General features: G+C 38.1%; 12 protein-coding genes and 4 pseudogenes. 5 read left to right on the plus strand and 11 right to left on the minus strand.

What is annotated here, in order from left to right:
* Positions 1-528 precede the first annotated feature (528 nt).
* Positions 529-1,810: pseudogene (locus tag ACWM1W_RS16345) on the plus strand (ISNCY family transposase).
* Between the two features lie 78 nt (positions 1,811-1,888).
* Here ACWM1W_RS16345 and ACWM1W_RS16350 read toward each other — a convergent pair.
* The 5 genes from ACWM1W_RS16350 to ACWM1W_RS16370 all read right to left on the minus strand — a co-directional run bounded on the left by ACWM1W_RS16350 (position 1,889) and on the right by ACWM1W_RS16370 (position 6,428).
* Positions 1,889-2,806 (minus strand): LysR family transcriptional regulator, encoded by a 918-nt coding sequence (locus tag ACWM1W_RS16350; RefSeq protein ID WP_375726215.1) that lies wholly within the window; start codon positions 2,804-2,806, stop codon positions 1,889-1,891.
* A gap of 107 nt (positions 2,807-2,913) precedes the next feature.
* Positions 2,914-3,714 (minus strand): sulfite exporter TauE/SafE family protein, encoded by an 801-nt coding sequence (locus ACWM1W_RS16355; RefSeq protein ID WP_048881932.1) that lies wholly within the window; start codon positions 3,712-3,714, stop codon positions 2,914-2,916.
* Positions 3,715-3,757: 43 nt separating this feature from the next.
* Entirely contained in the window at positions 3,758-4,252 is a 495-nt protein-coding gene (locus ACWM1W_RS16360; RefSeq protein ID WP_004780032.1) for a flavin reductase family protein, read from the minus strand.
* A 97-nt stretch (positions 4,253-4,349) separates the two neighbouring features.
* Positions 4,350-5,393, minus strand: a complete 1,044-nt coding sequence (locus tag ACWM1W_RS16365) for a methionine synthase (RefSeq protein WP_375726216.1) — start codon at positions 5,391-5,393, stop codon at positions 4,350-4,352.
* Positions 5,394-5,444: 51 nt separating this feature from the next.
* Positions 5,445-6,428, minus strand: a complete 984-nt coding sequence (locus tag ACWM1W_RS16370) for a putative oxygenase MesX (RefSeq protein WP_312088449.1) — start codon at positions 6,426-6,428, stop codon at positions 5,445-5,447.
* 300 nt (positions 6,429-6,728) lie between these two features.
* Here ACWM1W_RS16370 and ACWM1W_RS16375 point away from each other — a divergent pair, with 300 nt between their 5' ends.
* Complete coding sequence (locus tag ACWM1W_RS16375) at positions 6,729-7,241, plus strand: hypothetical protein (protein ID WP_312309335.1); 513 nt, start codon at positions 6,729-6,731, stop codon at positions 7,239-7,241.
* A 71-nt stretch (positions 7,242-7,312) separates the two neighbouring features.
* On the opposite strand, the gene ACWM1W_RS16380 is transcribed toward ACWM1W_RS16375, so the two are convergent.
* Positions 7,313-7,789, minus strand: a complete 477-nt coding sequence (locus ACWM1W_RS16380) for a hypothetical protein (protein WP_034171260.1) — start codon at positions 7,787-7,789, stop codon at positions 7,313-7,315.
* Positions 7,790-8,090: 301 nt separating this feature from the next.
* On the opposite strand from ACWM1W_RS16380, the gene ACWM1W_RS16385 reads away from it, so the two are divergent.
* Complete coding sequence (locus tag ACWM1W_RS16385; RefSeq protein WP_004647714.1) at positions 8,091-8,759, plus strand: epoxyqueuosine reductase QueH; 669 nt, start codon at positions 8,091-8,093, stop codon at positions 8,757-8,759.
* Here ACWM1W_RS16385 and ACWM1W_RS16390 read toward each other — a convergent pair.
* The 5 genes and pseudogenes from ACWM1W_RS16390 to ACWM1W_RS16410 form a co-directional block, all read right to left on the minus strand.
* Positions 8,756-10,147: a methylenetetrahydrofolate reductase C-terminal domain-containing protein gene (locus ACWM1W_RS16390; protein ID WP_034171259.1), complete on the minus strand. Its 1,392-nt coding sequence runs from the start codon at positions 10,145-10,147 to the stop codon at positions 8,756-8,758. The two genes, ACWM1W_RS16385 and ACWM1W_RS16390, sit on opposite strands and share 4 nt — an antisense overlap.
* A 188-nt stretch (positions 10,148-10,335) precedes the next feature.
* Positions 10,336-10,437, minus strand: a pseudogene (locus ACWM1W_RS16395) (putative oxygenase MesX); the annotation flags it as partial.
* Positions 10,438-10,461: 24 nt separating this feature from the next.
* Positions 10,462-10,578, minus strand: a pseudogene (locus ACWM1W_RS16400) (transposase); the annotation flags it as partial.
* A gap of 50 nt (positions 10,579-10,628) precedes the next feature.
* Positions 10,629-11,834 (minus strand): tyrosine-type recombinase/integrase, encoded by a 1,206-nt coding sequence (locus tag ACWM1W_RS16405; RefSeq protein WP_375726217.1) that lies wholly within the window; start codon positions 11,832-11,834, stop codon positions 10,629-10,631.
* A gap of 643 nt (positions 11,835-12,477) precedes the next feature.
* On the minus strand, positions 12,478-14,577 hold the full coding sequence (locus ACWM1W_RS16410) for a TonB-dependent siderophore receptor (protein WP_375726218.1): 2,100 nt from the start codon (positions 14,575-14,577) through the stop codon (positions 12,478-12,480).
* 144 nt (positions 14,578-14,721) lie between these two features.
* Between ACWM1W_RS16410 and ACWM1W_RS16415 the strand changes: the two are divergent.
* Both ACWM1W_RS16415 and ACWM1W_RS16420 read left to right on the plus strand, forming a co-directional pair.
* Positions 14,722-15,441, plus strand: a pseudogene (locus ACWM1W_RS16415) (IS5 family transposase); the annotation flags it as partial.
* Between the two features lie 241 nt (positions 15,442-15,682).
* On the plus strand, positions 15,683-16,669 hold the full coding sequence (locus tag ACWM1W_RS16420; RefSeq protein WP_313483543.1) for an IS110 family RNA-guided transposase: 987 nt from the start codon (positions 15,683-15,685) through the stop codon (positions 16,667-16,669).
* The last annotated feature ends 40 nt before the right edge of the window (positions 16,670-16,709 follow it).

The following is a 16,709-nucleotide window of genomic DNA, read 5'->3' on the forward strand; positions in this document are numbered from 1 at the left end:
AGATCTCACTCATAGAATTGAGTTTAAAGGCACCTTAGAACAGTCAAGACAAGAAAATACTAGTAAACTAAATGAATCTAGTAATATGAATATAGCAACAGATCCTCGGTCAGAGACTGAGTCAAACTATGACGAATTGACTACTCCTAGGCAAAACAATAAGCATATTCTTATTCTAGGGCATGTTGAGTTAGCACCGAAAAAGTGGCTTTTAGAGCCGTTTTTTTAGACCCTATGATTAACCATAATTATTTAACTAATATGAAAAAAGTCGTGAAAATTTGATTAAATAATAAACGTAGAACGTGAAAAATCATAAAAAAAGCCCACTTTGGGGGGATGGGGCAAAAAATAAACTACAGCTTTGAGTTTTCAAGAGAATTTTAACACTGTTATTCACCAATTAAAATGTCTAGTTTATGATGGTTTTTATCATCATGGACTGGATATGAAATATAGATGCTAATCACTATGTCTGATAAAGAGATTCAAAGTCTTGCAGTTCTGTAAGACGTTTGAGATCATCGTATTATCCAGGTCCGTGCTGCTGAAATCCTGAATCTTTCTACCCGTCAAATTACCCGGTTATTGCAGAAGCTTAATCAAGATGGGGTTTCAGGTCTGGCGCATGCCAGTCGTGGTCAACCTGGCCATCGTCGCCATGACGTCCTGTTAAAATCAAAATGTCTTTCCATTATTTCTGAACATCTGCTGGGCTTTGGACCTAAATTGGCGCATGAGAAGCTCAGCAGCATATTTGACCCGAATATCCCGGTAGAAACGGTTCGTTCGGCGCTGGATGACGCCCAATGACCTGTGGATCGAGATCAGCGCATGAAACGTCCGTACCAGCCACGCTATAACCGTGATTGCTTCGGTGAGCTGATCTAGATTGATGGCTCATACCATGACTGGTTTGAAGGTCGAGCTGTAAAATGCTGCTTGCTGGTTTATATCGATGATGCCGCTGGAAAGCTGTTGCATCTGTGCTTTTGTGAGGCTGAAATGACCTTTGATTACATGCTTTCAACCCGAGCCTACATTGAACAATACGGCAAACCTCTGGACTTTTATAGCGACAAACATTTGGTATTCAGAGTTAAGCAGAAATCCAGGCAGGACAGCCAGATCACGCAATTTAACCGGATTCTGAATGAGTTAAACATTGATATTATCTTTGGCAACTCACCACAGGCCAAAGGTCGCGTAGAACGCGATAGAACCCTTCAAAACCGTTTGATCAAGGAGATACGTCTGGGAAGGCATCAGTTCGATTGCCGAAGCGAATGCCTGGCTAACCTGCTTCATTGAGCAGTTTAATCAGAGAAGTTTGCCAAATGTGCGCGAAACTCAAAGAACCTGCATAAGCCATTAACCGAATCTGATCTTGAACTGGATGATATTTTTACTTGGCGTGAACCCCGTAGAGTCACGAATAGCCTGACCATTACTTATGATAAATGCGTATATCTCCTAGAGAAGACAGAAGAAAATCAGAGGCTGATCAGTAAATATCTTGAGTTTCTGGAATACCCGGAGGTACTGTAGCCATCATGTGTGATGGTCGAAAGCTCAACTACAGCCTCTTCGATAAATTAAGTCAGCTGAATCAGTGAGAGATTGTTGAGAATAAACGGTTAGGTTCAGTCCTGGCGCATATTTAACATCAACATGAAGAATTGGAAAACAAAATAAACGTTCTCGTCTCAAGAAAAGTATGCCGAGTCGTAAAGCTCAGAAAGCTGTTATTGAACAAAGAAATCTGAATCCTGTGCTTGACTCTTGGGGGGTAAAAAACAGGACATTTTAATTGGTGAATAACATACAAATCTACTCTACACTTTTTTAGCACTCCTTTGACCCTGAAGTAAAGGAAAAAAGCCTAGATTTAAGCATAATAGCTATTTCGTTTCTTAGAAAATCGTTCAAGCTGCTTTAAGAACCCTTCAAAATAGTCTCTCTGTTTTTCATCCGCTCTAAAACCTGCATATAAGGTTCGGCGTAATCCTTCAGGTGAAACACATTCTAGACGTCGTGACGTGACCCAGCCTTTCGCTTCATATTCATTCACTACCCAATCAGGTAGCGCTGCAATACCGCGTCCGCTCGCCACAAGCTGAATCAGCATTTGGGTTAAGTCAGTGGTTCGAATGTTTTTAGGTTGAATATTTGCAGGAATAAATAGTTTCGACATGATATCTAAACGATGTTTATCCACTGGATAAGTAATCAGTGTTTCTTCAGCTAACTCTTTAGCGGTAATTTGCTCTACACGTACCAATGGATGGGTTGTTGATAAAACAAGTCGCGATTCATATTCAAATACCGGAAAGTATTCAACACCTTTTAAAGCGATTGGATCTGCTGTAATCAGTAAGTCAAATTCGCCATTTTGCAATAACTCATGTGGATTCGCTTCAAATCCTGATGCGAAGTCTAAATCGACATCTGGATATTGAATACGATACTGATTTAGTAGTGGCATAAGCCAATCGAAACAACTATGGCATTCAGAAGAAAATGTGATTCGACCTGTTTGACCATGCAGAATTCTACTGATATCAGCTTGTGCGATTTGTACTTGTGGCAAAATCTCATCTGCTAGTTTTAGTAGACGTTGACCAACATTAGAAAAAGTAATAGGTCGAGTCTTGCGGTTCACGACCTCAACACCCATCCACTGATCAAGCTCACGTAGCTGATGAGATACCGCTGAAGGTGTAATGCAAAGATCGCTCGCAGCTGCGACTAAAGAACCATGTTCTCTTAAAGCTGAAAGCATTCTTAAGTGTTTTAATTCGATCATCTTGGGAGAAACTCAAATCATTGTCCTTGTAAGGATACATTAAAAGCAAAGATTAAAAGCCCACATGAAGCAGGCTATTTAACATGATGAATGATCATTGCGTAATGTCAAATGAATCCTTTCACAAGAAAAAAGCATCCAACAATGACCAATAAAACGGCAAAGCATTTCTTCAACATTACTGGCGATAAGGCATGTGCAGCCTTCGCACCAAATTTTGCAGTGATGAAACTCATGATACTGATGCCAATGAAGGCATAAATATGAACATAACCAATAGTATTCGGCACATTGATTTCAGCATTCATGCCAAAAATCATAAATCCTAATGCACCTGCAACCGCAATCGGTAACCCACACGCCGCAGATGTTCCAACAGCCTTCTGCATGACCACACCATAGCGATTCAGATATGGAACCGTCAGACTTCCACCACCAATACCAAAGATTGCTGATGCAACCCCAATCACACTACCTGCAGCAACTTGTTGACCTGATGAGGGTAACGTTTTCGTTGGGTCAATTGCTTTTTTGGCACCTGTAAACATCGTATATGCGACCCAAATCAGAAATAAGCCAACAATGATTTGTAGATGTAATCCTGATATCAAACCAGCAATACCTGCCCCAAAAAAACAACCAATTGCCATAGGTGGCGCTAGATTTTTAAAAACAGGCCAAATCACAGCACCAGTTTTATGATGCGCCATCAATGAGCTAATCGAGGTTACAACAATGGTTGCCAAAGATGTGCCTAATGCGAGGTGCATAACCACATCGGGGTCATAGCCCATTTGGGTAAAGACAATAAAAAGCAGTGGTACAATAATCGTACCACCGCCGACGCCAAACAGCCCTGCCGCAAAACCAGCAAAAGCACCGATGATTAAAAAGGTTATAAGTTCCACAATAGACTAACTTTTAAAAAGATGAAGGAATTAAGGCATTGGGTTAAACGTGTTCCAATTGACCCACTTGATGATAAGCACGGTTAAAATACACCAGACTTTCTTCTTGATCGCTTTGTTGAACTTTAAGAACACGACACATGAAAACACTGTGTGTACCGACTTGCTGAATATCTTGAATCTCACAGTCAAAACTGACCAAGGCATCTTTCAAAATAGGTGAACCAGTTTCCATCGTACTCCAATCACCGAGTTTGAAACGATCTTCTGAGCTGAATTTACTTGAAGCAAAAGCATTTGAAAGCTGTTCATGCTGAGTACTTAGTACGTTTACAGCCAAGACTTTATTTTCAACAAAATGGGCATGTGAACGGGAGGATTGATTCATACAGACTAATAACATTGGCGGTGTATCCGTCACGCTACATACGGCAGATGCAGTAAATCCATGCATACCTGTTTCACCCAAAGTCGTAATAACATTCACTGCTGTGGTGAGTAAAGACATTGCATTTCTAAAGTCTGTTGCTTCAATCATCTCTTTCATCTCAAATGTACATATCACGTGCTCGTGCATAAAGCTGGACAAATGACCTTGCGATGATTTGTTCTGCTTCGCACGAGACTACGTTTGATTAAGCTTCTAGCTCTTTACGAACAATGGCAGCACCTGCGCTTAAAGCTTCAAGTTTGCCACGTGCCACTTGGCGAGCTAGCGGTGTCATACCACAGTTAGTTGAAGGATACAGTTTATCTGCATCAACAAATTGCAATACTTTGCGTAGCGTATTTGCTACTTCCTCTGCAGTTTCCACTTGAGTGGTTGCCACATCAATTGCACCCACCATCACTTTCTTACCACGGATCAATTCGATTAAATCCATTGGTACACGTGAGTTTTGGCATTCAAGTGAAATAATATCGAGCTTAGATTGTTGTAGTTTCGGGAATGACTCTTCGTATTGACGCCATTCATTACCTAAAGTTTGTTTCCAATCTGTATTGGCTTTAATGCCGTAACCATAGCAAATATGAACTGCAGTTTCACATTTTAGACCTTCAAGTGCACGTTCTAAGGTTGGTACACCCCAGTCATTCACTTCATCAAAGAATACGTTAAACGCAGGTTCATCAAATTGAATAATGTCTACGCCTGCTGCTTCAAGTTCTAAAGCTTCTTGGTTCAAAATTTTGGCAAATTCCCAAGCCAGTTTTTCACGGCTCTTGTAGTGTCCGTCAAAAAGTGTATCAATCATGGTCATTGGACCAGGCAACGCCCATTTAATTGGCTGACTGGTTTGGCTGCGTAAAAATTTCGCATCGTCTACAAACACTGCTTTTTTACGAGAAACTTCATCCACAACTGAAGGTACACTTGCATCATAACGATTACGAATACGCATGGTTTCACGCTTTTCGAAATCTACACCTTCAAGATGTTCAATAAACGTGGTTACAAAGTGCTGACGGGTTTGCTCACCATCACTCACGATATCGATACCTGCAGTGACTTGCTCATGTAATGATAATTTCAAAGCATCACGTTTAGCTTCTAATAATTCTTCGCCTTCAAGCTTCCATGCAGACCATAATTTTTCAGGTTCAGCTAACCAAGACGGTTTTGGCAAGCTACCCGCAGTTGAAGTTGGGAGTAAAAGTTTCGGTTGTGTAAGCGCCATGTCTAATCTTCTTTCTCTAAAATTCGTCAGTCTGTGTGTCAATTCGATGTCTTAAGCAGCTGTTTCGACCTTAAAGTTTGCTGCCCATTCATTTAAAATATCTTGATATGGTTTGATGAAGTTTTCTTCTGTCCATTTACCTTGCTTAACCGCCAACTCACCACGTTCAACACGGTCATAAACGATACGTGTCAGTGAGTAATCGCCATAGCTCAAGCTTGGTTGATACTCCACACCTGCCGGAGAGTTGGTGTTGTAAATTTCAGGACGATAAATTTTTTGGAAGCTTTCCATGGTTGCAATCGCGCTGATCAATTCAAAATCAGTATAATCACGGACTAAGTCGCCAGCGAAATAGAATGCTAATGGTGCATTACCACCTTCTGGTTTGAAGTAACGTACACGTAAGCCCATTTTGGCGAAATATTCATCGGTACGTGAATATTCATCATTGGTATATTCCTCACCTAAAATAGGATGTACGTTTGCCGTACGGTAATAGGTTTTAGAGGTTGAAACACTTAAACAAATCACAGGTGGCTTGGTAAATTCTGCCTTAAATACATCTGAATTCACCAAATGTTGATACAATTTACCATGTAGATCTCCAAAATCTTCAGGTTTTTCACCTACACCACAACCCAATCGAGGCAATACTACGCTGAAGTCGTAATCACGCACATAAGATGAGAAGCTATTGCCGATCATGCCTTCAATACGCTCCCCTGTTTTATGGTCAATCACTACACTTTTCAGTGTTTCAATAAATGGAAAGGTTTTGCCATTGCCTTCGATATCAATTTCAGCAGAAATGATGTCGATCTCAAGTGAGTAGCGATCACCTTTCGGGTTATCAACGGTCGCCAAGCTATTAAAACGGTTGTTGATCATCGCAAGGGTACGACGCAAGTTTTCTTCACGGCTTTCCCCACGTGCCAAATTGGCAAAATTTGTGGTTAAACGTGTGCTTTCTGCTGGCGTGTAGTTTTCATCAAAACGGATACGTTTAATTGAACACTCAAATGCTGTACTCATGGAGATTACCACCTAAAGATTTTATAAAAAGCTAAATTTCTGAATGGCTGTATTTAAACGTGAATAAGAAAGTGAGTAAAACGATATAAATTCAGCTTAAGATGAGAAATACTCATCTTAATAAATTAAAGATGCTGAGGATTTTTAGTTATTCAGTAAGCTAAGAGCATATTCTTGTCCAATTGGACACTTAATAGTATATCGTACTGGACATAGATTCTTCTTTTAATTGGATACTCTGATTTTCAGATACTCTTTGTATCTAAAACGAAATTTAAATGAAAAAGTAAAATAAGTCCTATGAAAAAAGCAGTTATTGCACTGAGTTGCTTAAGTATATTTATGATAGGCTGTTCCTCGCTTCTTAATCCAAGTATTCATAATTCACTAAAAGAAGTGAGAACATCGAACTTCCTAAAAAATGAAGATAAAACAAAAACCATTGGTGGGATTGATGCAAACAGTAATGGTGTTCGAGATGATATTGAGGGATACATAAATCTCAAATATGGAAATAACCTCAAATTTGTTAGCGTATATATGCAGTATGCAAAAGAATTACGAACAAAGCTGACGTTGGCTAGTGATGATCGTGAAGTCTATCGTAGAGCATCACACAAAGTCAGCAGGCAAATGATTTGTGCTTCGAAAATTGACTATGAAGTTGAGCCTGAAAAAATGTATCGGGACACAATGATCATCTATGCTCTGTCGGTGAATACTAAGCAGCGCAAGGCTGAAAGTAATCGTATTAGTTCATTGGTGAGTGGCATGGTCTTCATATTGCCAACTGAGGAACATTGCAAAAATTAACGATTTATTAAAATGTCCAAATTAAAGAAGAATGGGTGTCCAAATACTTATTGATTTTGCAAGCTAAGCGGCTATCTAAAATCTTTATCTGAAATTGGTAATGTTTTTTGCAACTCTACCAAAGATAATAAATCTCCAACTATCAAGTATGTGTAAATAACATAACGATCAGCTTTTTGCCTAGAAGTAATAATATTATGAGAACCTTTCTGAGCAGCTTTGAAAATAGCATCTAACCGTTCGCCCAAATATTTCATCTGTGAACCAACGATTTCCTCAAATCTTTTAGAGTCTGACTGCTCATCAACATATGTAATAATTCGATTTATATAATTATCCACACCTAATTTAATAATTTTAGTTTTACCATTATCTAAATTAATAGTCTTATCCTCTCTAGCAGGATAAATCACATCAGCAGTATCTTGTAATATTCGCCTACAACTATGAACAGCATTTGACCAATCCTCTGAATTTTCGGACGTTAAATTCTCATAAACAGATGCAAATTTTTGTGCTGATAATGGTACTTTGGTAATCGAATTCATTTAGCAATCTTGCCAATCTACTCTCCTTTAATGCGCAATTAGATAAAGAAGAGGTACTTAACTCAATATTACTAATAATTTCTTCACTTAATTTTAAAGCTTCATTCAATGACTCTTGATTAACTTGCAATGTTCTGATTCCAAAGCATTATTGCAGTTATTCTCTTATATACTTTAGTTCTTATTAAATTTCAATTAGTGAATTTCTTTCATCTTAACCTTAGAAAATATCAGTATATCAAATCCTTACTATCTAATTAAATCGTTAAAATATAGGGTTTAGATTTAAACCCATATAACTATGTCAAACAAACTTGAACGTCAGAAATTGACTCTCCCAGCAGGTCACGACAAGCTTCTGCTTCACTCCTGCTGTGCACCATGCTCGGGTGAAGTGATGGAAACCCTAATTGAATCAGGCATCGACTTTTCGATCTTTTTTTATAATCCCAATATTCACCCTGTCAAGGAATATGAAATCCGTAAGGAAGAAAATATTCGCTTTGCAGAAAAACATAATATTCCTTTTATTGACTGTGATTACGATACAGACAATTGGTTTGCACGTGCCAAAGGCATGGAAAATGAGCCAGAGAAAGGTATTCGCTGTACCATGTGTTTTGATATGCGCTTTGAACGGACTGCCCTTTATGCAGCTGAAAATGGCTTCAGCCTAATTAGTAGCTCATTGGGTATTTCTCGTTGGAAAGATATGAAGCAGATCAATGATTGTGGGCATCGTTCTGCTTCACATTATGAAGGTATCACCTATTGGGACTACAACTGGCGTAAAAATGGTGGTGCTGTTCGTATGCTTGAAATCAGCAAGAAGGAAGAATTCTACCAACAAGAATATTGTGGCTGTGTATACTCCTTACGTGATACCAACCGTTGGCGTATGAGCCAAGGTCGTGATCGCATCAAATTGGGCGTGAAATTTTATTCGAATGCCATGGATGATGAAAGCTAAGCTTCGGTCGCCAGATACCAATTTTTCCAGGAACTGGTTCCACGGACTTCAATAGGCACAGTTGGAATCAGTTTTTCTTTTAGAACATCAGTCTGTCCCACGGCTTTGGCAAGTCGGGCTTTCACAGAATGAATGCATTCACGATCTCCAAACTCACAGCGATCCAATGTCGTACCACCACAAGGACCATTCGCCAATCCTTTGGGGCAAGTTTCAGGGCAAATATATAAAGTATCTCCTAACCTACATTGACCACAACTTTCACAACCCACGACCCCTTGCTTAGAGATAAATTCAGTTTTTAACAATGCTTTTGCTGCAGGCGTATTTTCCCAGAGTGAGGCTTTAAAAATAAAATGCCCCACACCTTTGGCAATTTTGGACTCAAACAGAGCCTTGTGCATGAAATGCAATTGCTGATATTTAATAAGCTGGCTAGAGGATGGTTGGCGGGAATAATAAGCTAATTGTGGCACGAGTTCCTTTTTAGTCTCCACTTGCCACAGTGCATTCCAGAGTGCTTCGAGTTCCTGTAAACCATAATGTCGATATTGTTCAATATATTTTTCTAAAAGCTTTTGCTCTTCAGGCTTATGGCATGCTGAAAGATGCACACCTGCAAAACCCAAATACTTACACATCAATATTTGTATAGCACAACGTTTATAAGCATTCTCAGTTCGTCCATCCTGTTCTTCCTGAGCCAACACTCGTAACATGTGTGGTGTAATCACAATTCCTGCGATCTTATGTTTCACCATAAAATTGGCACGTGCCAAACTAAGTGGCATAACACAAGCAAGTATATTTTGTGGGTATCGATGACGATTTAAAAAAGCCTTGGCTTGTTTTAAAGCCTCCATATCGTAACCCAACTGGGTAACGATAAAGTCTGCTCCTGCTTTAATCTTTTTGTGAAGTTTTAAATATTGTGCATCACGTTCAGCTTCAGCATATTTAAAGGGATTAAAAGCTACACCAATATGAAATCCACCATAACACTTTGCGGCCATAACCGCATTTACAGACTCTAAATATCGGGTGCGATTCGTTCCATCTTGACCATTTGTATGCCCTTTTAACTTATCACCTGTGAGAAGCAGTAAATTTCTTTGTCCTGAAGCTTGAGTTAATTTTAAGAAGGTCTCAAAATCAGTAATATCCCGACCTTTCCCTGAATAATGGATGATTTTTTCCACTGATGAAGAAAATGTCTTCGCACATTCAAGTGGTGGCAAATCACTATCGGCATGCACTCGATCTGCCAAAGTGATCGCACATGGAAATTCTGCTAAAGACATTGGTACGGCAATGCCCTTAGCAGAACTTAAATATTCCAACAAAATACAAAACTGATTGTGCTTAAAATGGGAAGCAAGCTGTGACATAAAATAAAGTTCAAATAAAAATGATTAAAGCAGGTCGCTATTATATTCGACCTAATAGAATCAGCCCGATTAATCTTAAATAGGCTGATATAGAAAATTTTAGTCAATAATTATGCAATGAATCTATTCACTACATTCAATCAGGCAACTTTCTCATTAGATTCTCGCTCTAATGTGAAATGAAATGCCTATTTTTCAAGAATATTTTGATACGACTTAATGAAGTTCTCTTCTATCCATTTACCTTGCTTAAGATTCAGTTGAACACGTTCAACACCTTCATAAACTTTACGAGTTAAGAGAAATCATCATTGTGAACAGACTATTTCTCTAAGTTGATTCATCACAACATGTAATTTATAGCCATAGAACCGGCCCATTGAGCTTTTACCACGAGATGCAATTTTAGATAATGATTTATAGCGGTGAATAGGTTTGTGCAACAAAGCCTATTCTAATTAAAACTTGGATTTCATAACCATTAATTTACAGTACAACTATCAATAAAATCGCCCCACCATTGCATCATTTCCATACGCTGATTAAAATATTCTGCATGATTATAACTTGCACGGGTTTTATTTTTATCAGTATGAGATAGCTGTGCTTCAATCCAATTTGATTGAAATAAACCGGATTCATTTAATATGGTACTAAATGTCGATCGTAACCCATGAGAAGTTAATTCATTTTTAGTATATCCCATTTTTCTGATAATCAAGTTCAGGGTATTAAAATGAATAGGTTTATTATTGTTTCGGGGGCTAGAAAACACATATTTTTCGCCATGAGACCAAACGAGTGCTGATTTTACAACTTCAAGTGCTTGATCAGATAGTGGAACTAAAAATTCAGGAATATCATGACCTAAAATAACTTTTCTTCTATATTGTTTAATATGTAAGGCTGGTATTTTCCATATTTTTTTATCCAGATCGAAATGATGCGGTTCACAAAGCAGTAATTCTCCACCTCGTACGCCTGTATATAACTTAAATAATAGGGCTTTTTTAATAATAGGATCTGTATTAACCTGCTTTAATCTAGCTAAAAAGCTAGATAGTTCATCTGAGTTTAAATACGGATAATTTTTTTTAATTTTATTATTGATTAATATTTTATGAAGACCATGGGCAATATTATATTCACAATAACCCATTGCTACAGCATAATCATAAATCTGATTTAAATAACTATAGGCTTTCTTTACAGGTTCTTTTACATTTCTAGATTCTATATTTTTAATAATCTTAACTAGATCATATCTTTTAATTTCAATAAATGGCATTAGTCCAATATTTGGATAAACATCCTGATCTAAACATTTTTTTGCGAGCTGAATTACACCGCATCGTGGTTCATCTTCAAAGGAATTTTTAATTTTAAATTCTAACCACTCTTCACAAATATCCTGAAAAGTTTTGATGTATTTTTTATGCAGTGGTTTATTTTCATAATTATTAAATTTATATTCATCCCGGACTAATCTGGCCTCTTTCAAGGACATTACAGGATATTCACCCAACTTCATGCGAGGACGTTTATTTGTCCCTGCAAGTGAATAGCGGTAACTCCAAGATTTACGTCCGTTTGGTTCTACCTTCAAACTTAAGCCGTCATCATCTGCCAGAAAATAGATTTTTTCCTTTGGTTTAGCTTGACGTACCTTAATTTCAGTAAGACTCATGAATTTTTAACCTAACCACAAATGGCACTGCTCAATTCAATTATAGCAAATTTAAGCGATATTCATATGATGCGTATCATACGCATCACATATTTTTATAAGTAATTGTTAAATATAATTTATATTTAGATTGGTTATTCCCTAGTAACCAATTAATTAACCATTGATTTTGCAAGTCTTAAATTGGCATTTGAAGTGCAACCCCATGTTATGACCATTCACATTTCTGCTCCATCATTCATGGTTACTTATTAGTTATGTTATTATGTCAGGAGCGATACAAGATACCGTCTTGGTAGTCAATCAATAATTGAACCGCTCTATCTCTGATTTCAGGGGTATATTTTACTTTCTTCATCGGAACACTACGCTTCGCTACGTCGTGCGAAGCAATGCTTCTCATCTCAGGAAAGTTGGTCTCAAACAAACCCGGTACGGTTCAACATGCTATCAAATGAATATTAAACCTCTTGCGAAAGTATTATTTTTGACTATTTTAGACTTTGATATTTATTTAAAAATCAACGTTTATCACTGATTAAATTTTGACTAACGCAAGAGGTCTATTATGTTGATAGATATCAAATTAGCAAAGTATAAGTACATGTGCATACTTTGCTAAATTCATGTTATTAGGATGTTTTTAATACTTGAATTTAACCGTAAAATTTACTTGACGGGGGTTACCAAAAGCCACGACTCGGTTATCAATTACACCCGAATAGTAGTTTTTATCAAAAAGATTGCGAACAGATAATTGTGCTCCCCAATGTTCTGCATCATATCCTGCGTCAGCGTTATAAATAGTATAAGCAGGTAGTTCAATATCGAGACCTGATAACTCTGTTTCACTGGCACCCGTAATTCCTGCACCTACATACCACCCCAAAGAACCTTGAGGACGATAACGAGCCATAAAGCTATAAGTGTGTTCTGGAGTATTTTCTAAACGTTGTCCAATACTGCTGATATCAGTACTCTTAGTTGTTTTAGAGTCATATGTATAAGCATATGCGACAGAAGCAGTCCAATAATCATTGATTGCGGTATTTATTTCAGCTTCAATACCACGAGTGGTCTGCTCACCCTCAGTAATTTGGTAGCTAATATCAGTTGGATCATTCACCAGAACATTCTGACGACGTAAATCAAACCAAGATAATGTACCTTGAATCAGTTGATCCGCACCTTGGAATTTAACACCTGCTTCATATTGCTTGCCTTTCTCTGGGTCGAATAGGGCATTATTTCTATCGGTACCAATGTTGGGAACAAAAGAAGTTGCATAACTAACGTAAGGAGCAATCAAGTCATTTACTAAATACATGATCGATGCATTACCAGTAAAAGCATGATCCTCTTGAGGATCAGTTTTAGTTCCTTTTAGGACATTCTCTGAGGAGGATTTTGCCCAGTCATATCGACCAGCCAAATTTATAATCCACTGATCGCTTAAAATGATGCGATTTCGGGCATAAATCCCCATATCACGCAAATTGGTAATACTATGGCTATTCAAACTGAGTGTATTGATACAGCCTTGATTGTACTGTGGTGCGAAAGGGTTAATTGTTGCAAAGTTACAACGGTCCGCAGCTGTTTCTCGCTTCTCCTGCATAACGTCAAAACCGACCAGTAGATCATGTTCACTGTTTCCAATTTGCAACTTCTTTTGAAGGTTATTATCGATTGTATAATTGGTATAATCCCAATCTTGAACCTCTAATCGGCGTTTTACCGCAGTTTCAGTACCACCCGCTTGTAGAGAAATGAAGCCACCATTCATTTCAGTTTTTTGAACAGCCGCATTTTGCTTAAAGACTAAGTCATTACCGAAATCATATTTAAAATTCCACCCTGCACGATATACATCTGCTTTGTAAGGATCTGATGAAGGGTCTCCACTAAAGAAAGAGGAATCAATCTTACCTAATGCACTTGGCAGTAATGTACCGACTAATGGTGCACCTTGATAACGTTGATATTCACGATGTTGATAGCTGGCAATCACGGAAAGATCAGCATGATCTCCTAAATCAAAATTATAAGTTGGAGAGATGTATAGATTTTTAAAATAAACATAGTCAACAGGATCATCTTGATCTGCATATCGGCCTGTTAAACGGAAGGCTCCTTTTTCAGTTTCATGCGGGGCATAGTTCAAATCGAAGTTGGCTTGTTTAAAATCATAACTTCCATAGCTTAAGTCTGTTTGAGCAAAACTTTCCGCTTCAGGCCGTTTAGTCACTAAATTTACTAAACCTCCAGGTGCTACTTGCCCAAAGCTTACGGATGCAGGGCCTTTAAGTACTTGTACTTGATCAATCCCAGATAAATCAACCGCAACAGCAGATCGAGCAGATGTTCTAAGCCCATCAACAAAGATCTGATTATTTGCACCTTGCCCACGAATATTGAAGTCATCCCATCCGCGGCGACCACGTTGACCAGAGACTACACCGGCAACACCATTGATTGCTTCAGCTAAGGTTGTAGCTTGCTTTTGATCTAATTGTTCACGTGTGACAACACTTACGGATTGAGCTGTTTCAAAAAGTGAAGCATCAGATTTGAGTAAAGATGCTGCATGTTGAGCAACATATGGTGATTTAGCTTCTTGGGCTTGTATGGTGATGGTAGGTAGAGTAGAGGACTCACTCTCAGTGGAATGAGATTGCGCATATGCTGTAGAAACGATAAGAGGAAGCATCGCAAGAACAAGAGGGGATTTTCTATACAACATAAATATGGAGAAGGAATTAATATTAATGAGAATTGTATTCATTTTTATTTACAAATGAAACTGCGTTTATTTCCTTTTTTCAGTTTAAATATACTTTGTTGCACAAACCTATCTCTAAGGCTTATTCCACAATATAATTGTCAAATGAATAAGCCTACACCTAAAATTTATCGTACAACCAATTGGTCTTCATATAACCGAGCACGCATTCATCGCGGAAACATTGCCATTTGGTTTGATTCAGCCACCGAATGGTATGCTCCGTCCATCGGTAAACACGGGCGAAATCAAATCTATTCCGACGCAGCCATCCAATGCTGCTTAATGATTAAATCTTTATTTCGTCTGTCTTTACGTATGGTCACTGGCTTTGTGCAAAGTCTGATTAAACTCTCTGGCTTAAATGGGACGGCCCCAGATTATTCGACCATATGCAGAAGACAAAAGCATATTGCGATTAGCTATCAAAAAACTTGTGATGGACTATATCTACTCATTGACTCTACTGGCTTGAGTTTTTTAGGTGAAGGTGAATGGAAACGCAAGAAGCATCAGCCTGAATATCGACGACAATGGCGTAAACTGCACATAGATATAGATGCTGAAACACTGCAAATACGTGCAGTTCAGCTTACAAAAAATAATGTCAGTGACTCACAGTTTCTTGGTGATTTACTTGATCAAACTCCACAAGATGAGCGGATTGACTCTGTTTATACTGAAGGCTCTTATGACACCAAGCAATGCCGTCAGGTCATTGCAGATCGGCAAGCGCATGCGGTGATTCCACCTAGAAAAAATGCGAAACCATGGAAAGATACAAAGAGTAGCTCGCTAGAGCGAAATGAATTACTTCGAACAGTTAATCTTGCGAAGTAGTGCTTCTTGTAGCTTGATTGATATAGTGATTAGCTACCACTATACGCAAATTGTAGAGTTTGGAGTGCTGCTAAAATCTTAAATTTGAACCTGAGATAAAACCTACAATTTGCCCTTATCCCTCATACAACTCTGAACGGTAACTAAGCACTTTGATGCTGTATTCACAAGGTAAGATGATGGTTAATGGGATAAAAATCATAGCTTAAACTCAAGGAATATCACCATGATTATGCTAGGTATTGATGTCAGTAAAACCAAAATAGATTGTTGCATTTTCCCTCAAGGTTTGACTGGAAAAAGAAAAAATAAAATATTTACTAATACAGAAAGTGGCTTTTCCAGTCTGCTCAAATGGCTCATCACTCTTAAAATTGAACCTGATCAAGTGACAGCAATCATGGAAGCGACTTCAGTTTATCATGAGAATTTGGGATATTATCTATATGATGCAGGTGTAAAGGTTTGTGTGGCTAATCCTTCACGAGTAAGAGCCTTTGCCAAAGGCATGTCCATGCTAAATAAAACGGATAAAGCTGATAGTGAAGCTCTTTCACGTTATGGTTACACCGCAAAGTTAATCATATGGCAGCCTGAACCTGAAAATGTCAGATTATTAAAAGCTTTACTAGGCAGACGAGATGTCTATCTAGGTAGTCTATTGCAGGAAAAGAATCGACTTGAAAAGGCGCAGTCCACTCATACCTCCGTTGTTGTGATTAAATTACTTGAAGAGAATATTGAGTATTTAAATCAGCAACTTGAACATATTGATAAGTTAATAAATAATCACATAGATCAAGATCCAACATTGAAACAGGATTTGAAATTACTGCAAACTATTCCTTCAATCGGTGAACGATCAGGCTTATTACTGTTGGGGTTATTTCATTCGCACAAGTTTGAAAAAGCAAGTCAAGCTGCTGCATATGTAGGTTTGGTTCCAGTACATCAGTTGTCTGGCAGTTCAGTCAACAAGCAAAGTCACTTATCAAAAGCAGGTGACAGTAAAATACGCTCAGTATTGTATATGTCGGCATTAACAGCGATTAAATATAATCCACACATTGAAGCTTTATATCAACGATTATTAAGCCAGGGTAAAAATAAAATGTGTGCTTTAGGTGCTGCAATGCGCAAGCTTATACATCTGTGTTATGGCGTTTTAAAACATCAGACTGCCTATCGAAGAGATTATTTAGTGGTCAAATAATCTCAAACCCTGATTGACTACCAAGACGGTATCTCAGGTA

The sequence above is a fragment of the Acinetobacter sp. TW_SC_4 genome (assembly GCF_054861205.1).

What these genes read in the sequence shown, in the direction of transcription:
- ACWM1W_RS16350 (WP_375726215.1), bottom strand. Translation starts at nt 2,806, where the DNA reads ATGATCGAATTAAAACACTTAAGAATGCTTTCAGCTTTAAGAGAACAT.
- ACWM1W_RS16360 (WP_004780032.1), bottom strand. Translation starts at nt 4,252, where the DNA reads ATGATTGAAGCAACAGACTTTAGAAATGCAATGTCTTTACTCACCACA.
- ACWM1W_RS16365 (WP_375726216.1), bottom strand. Translation starts at nt 5,393, where the DNA reads ATGGCGCTTACACAACCGAAACTTTTACTCCCAACTTCAACTGCGGGT.
- ACWM1W_RS16370 (WP_312088449.1), bottom strand. Translation starts at nt 6,428, where the DNA reads ATGAGTACAGCATTTGAGTGTTCAATTAAACGTATCCGTTTTGATGAA.
- ACWM1W_RS16375 (WP_312309335.1), top strand. Translation starts at nt 6,729, where the DNA reads ATGAAAAAAGCAGTTATTGCACTGAGTTGCTTAAGTATATTTATGATA.
- ACWM1W_RS16380 (WP_034171260.1), bottom strand. Translation starts at nt 7,789, where the DNA reads ATGAATTCGATTACCAAAGTACCATTATCAGCACAAAAATTTGCATCT.
- ACWM1W_RS16385 (WP_004647714.1), top strand. Translation starts at nt 8,091, where the DNA reads ATGTCAAACAAACTTGAACGTCAGAAATTGACTCTCCCAGCAGGTCAC.
- ACWM1W_RS16390 (WP_034171259.1), bottom strand. Translation starts at nt 10,147, where the DNA reads ATGTCACAGCTTGCTTCCCATTTTAAGCACAATCAGTTTTGTATTTTG.
- ACWM1W_RS16405 (WP_375726217.1), bottom strand. Translation starts at nt 11,834, where the DNA reads ATGAGTCTTACTGAAATTAAGGTACGTCAAGCTAAACCAAAGGAAAAA.
- ACWM1W_RS16410 (WP_375726218.1), bottom strand. Translation starts at nt 14,577, where the DNA reads ATGTTGTATAGAAAATCCCCTCTTGTTCTTGCGATGCTTCCTCTTATC.
- ACWM1W_RS16420 (WP_313483543.1), top strand. Translation starts at nt 15,683, where the DNA reads ATGATTATGCTAGGTATTGATGTCAGTAAAACCAAAATAGATTGTTGC.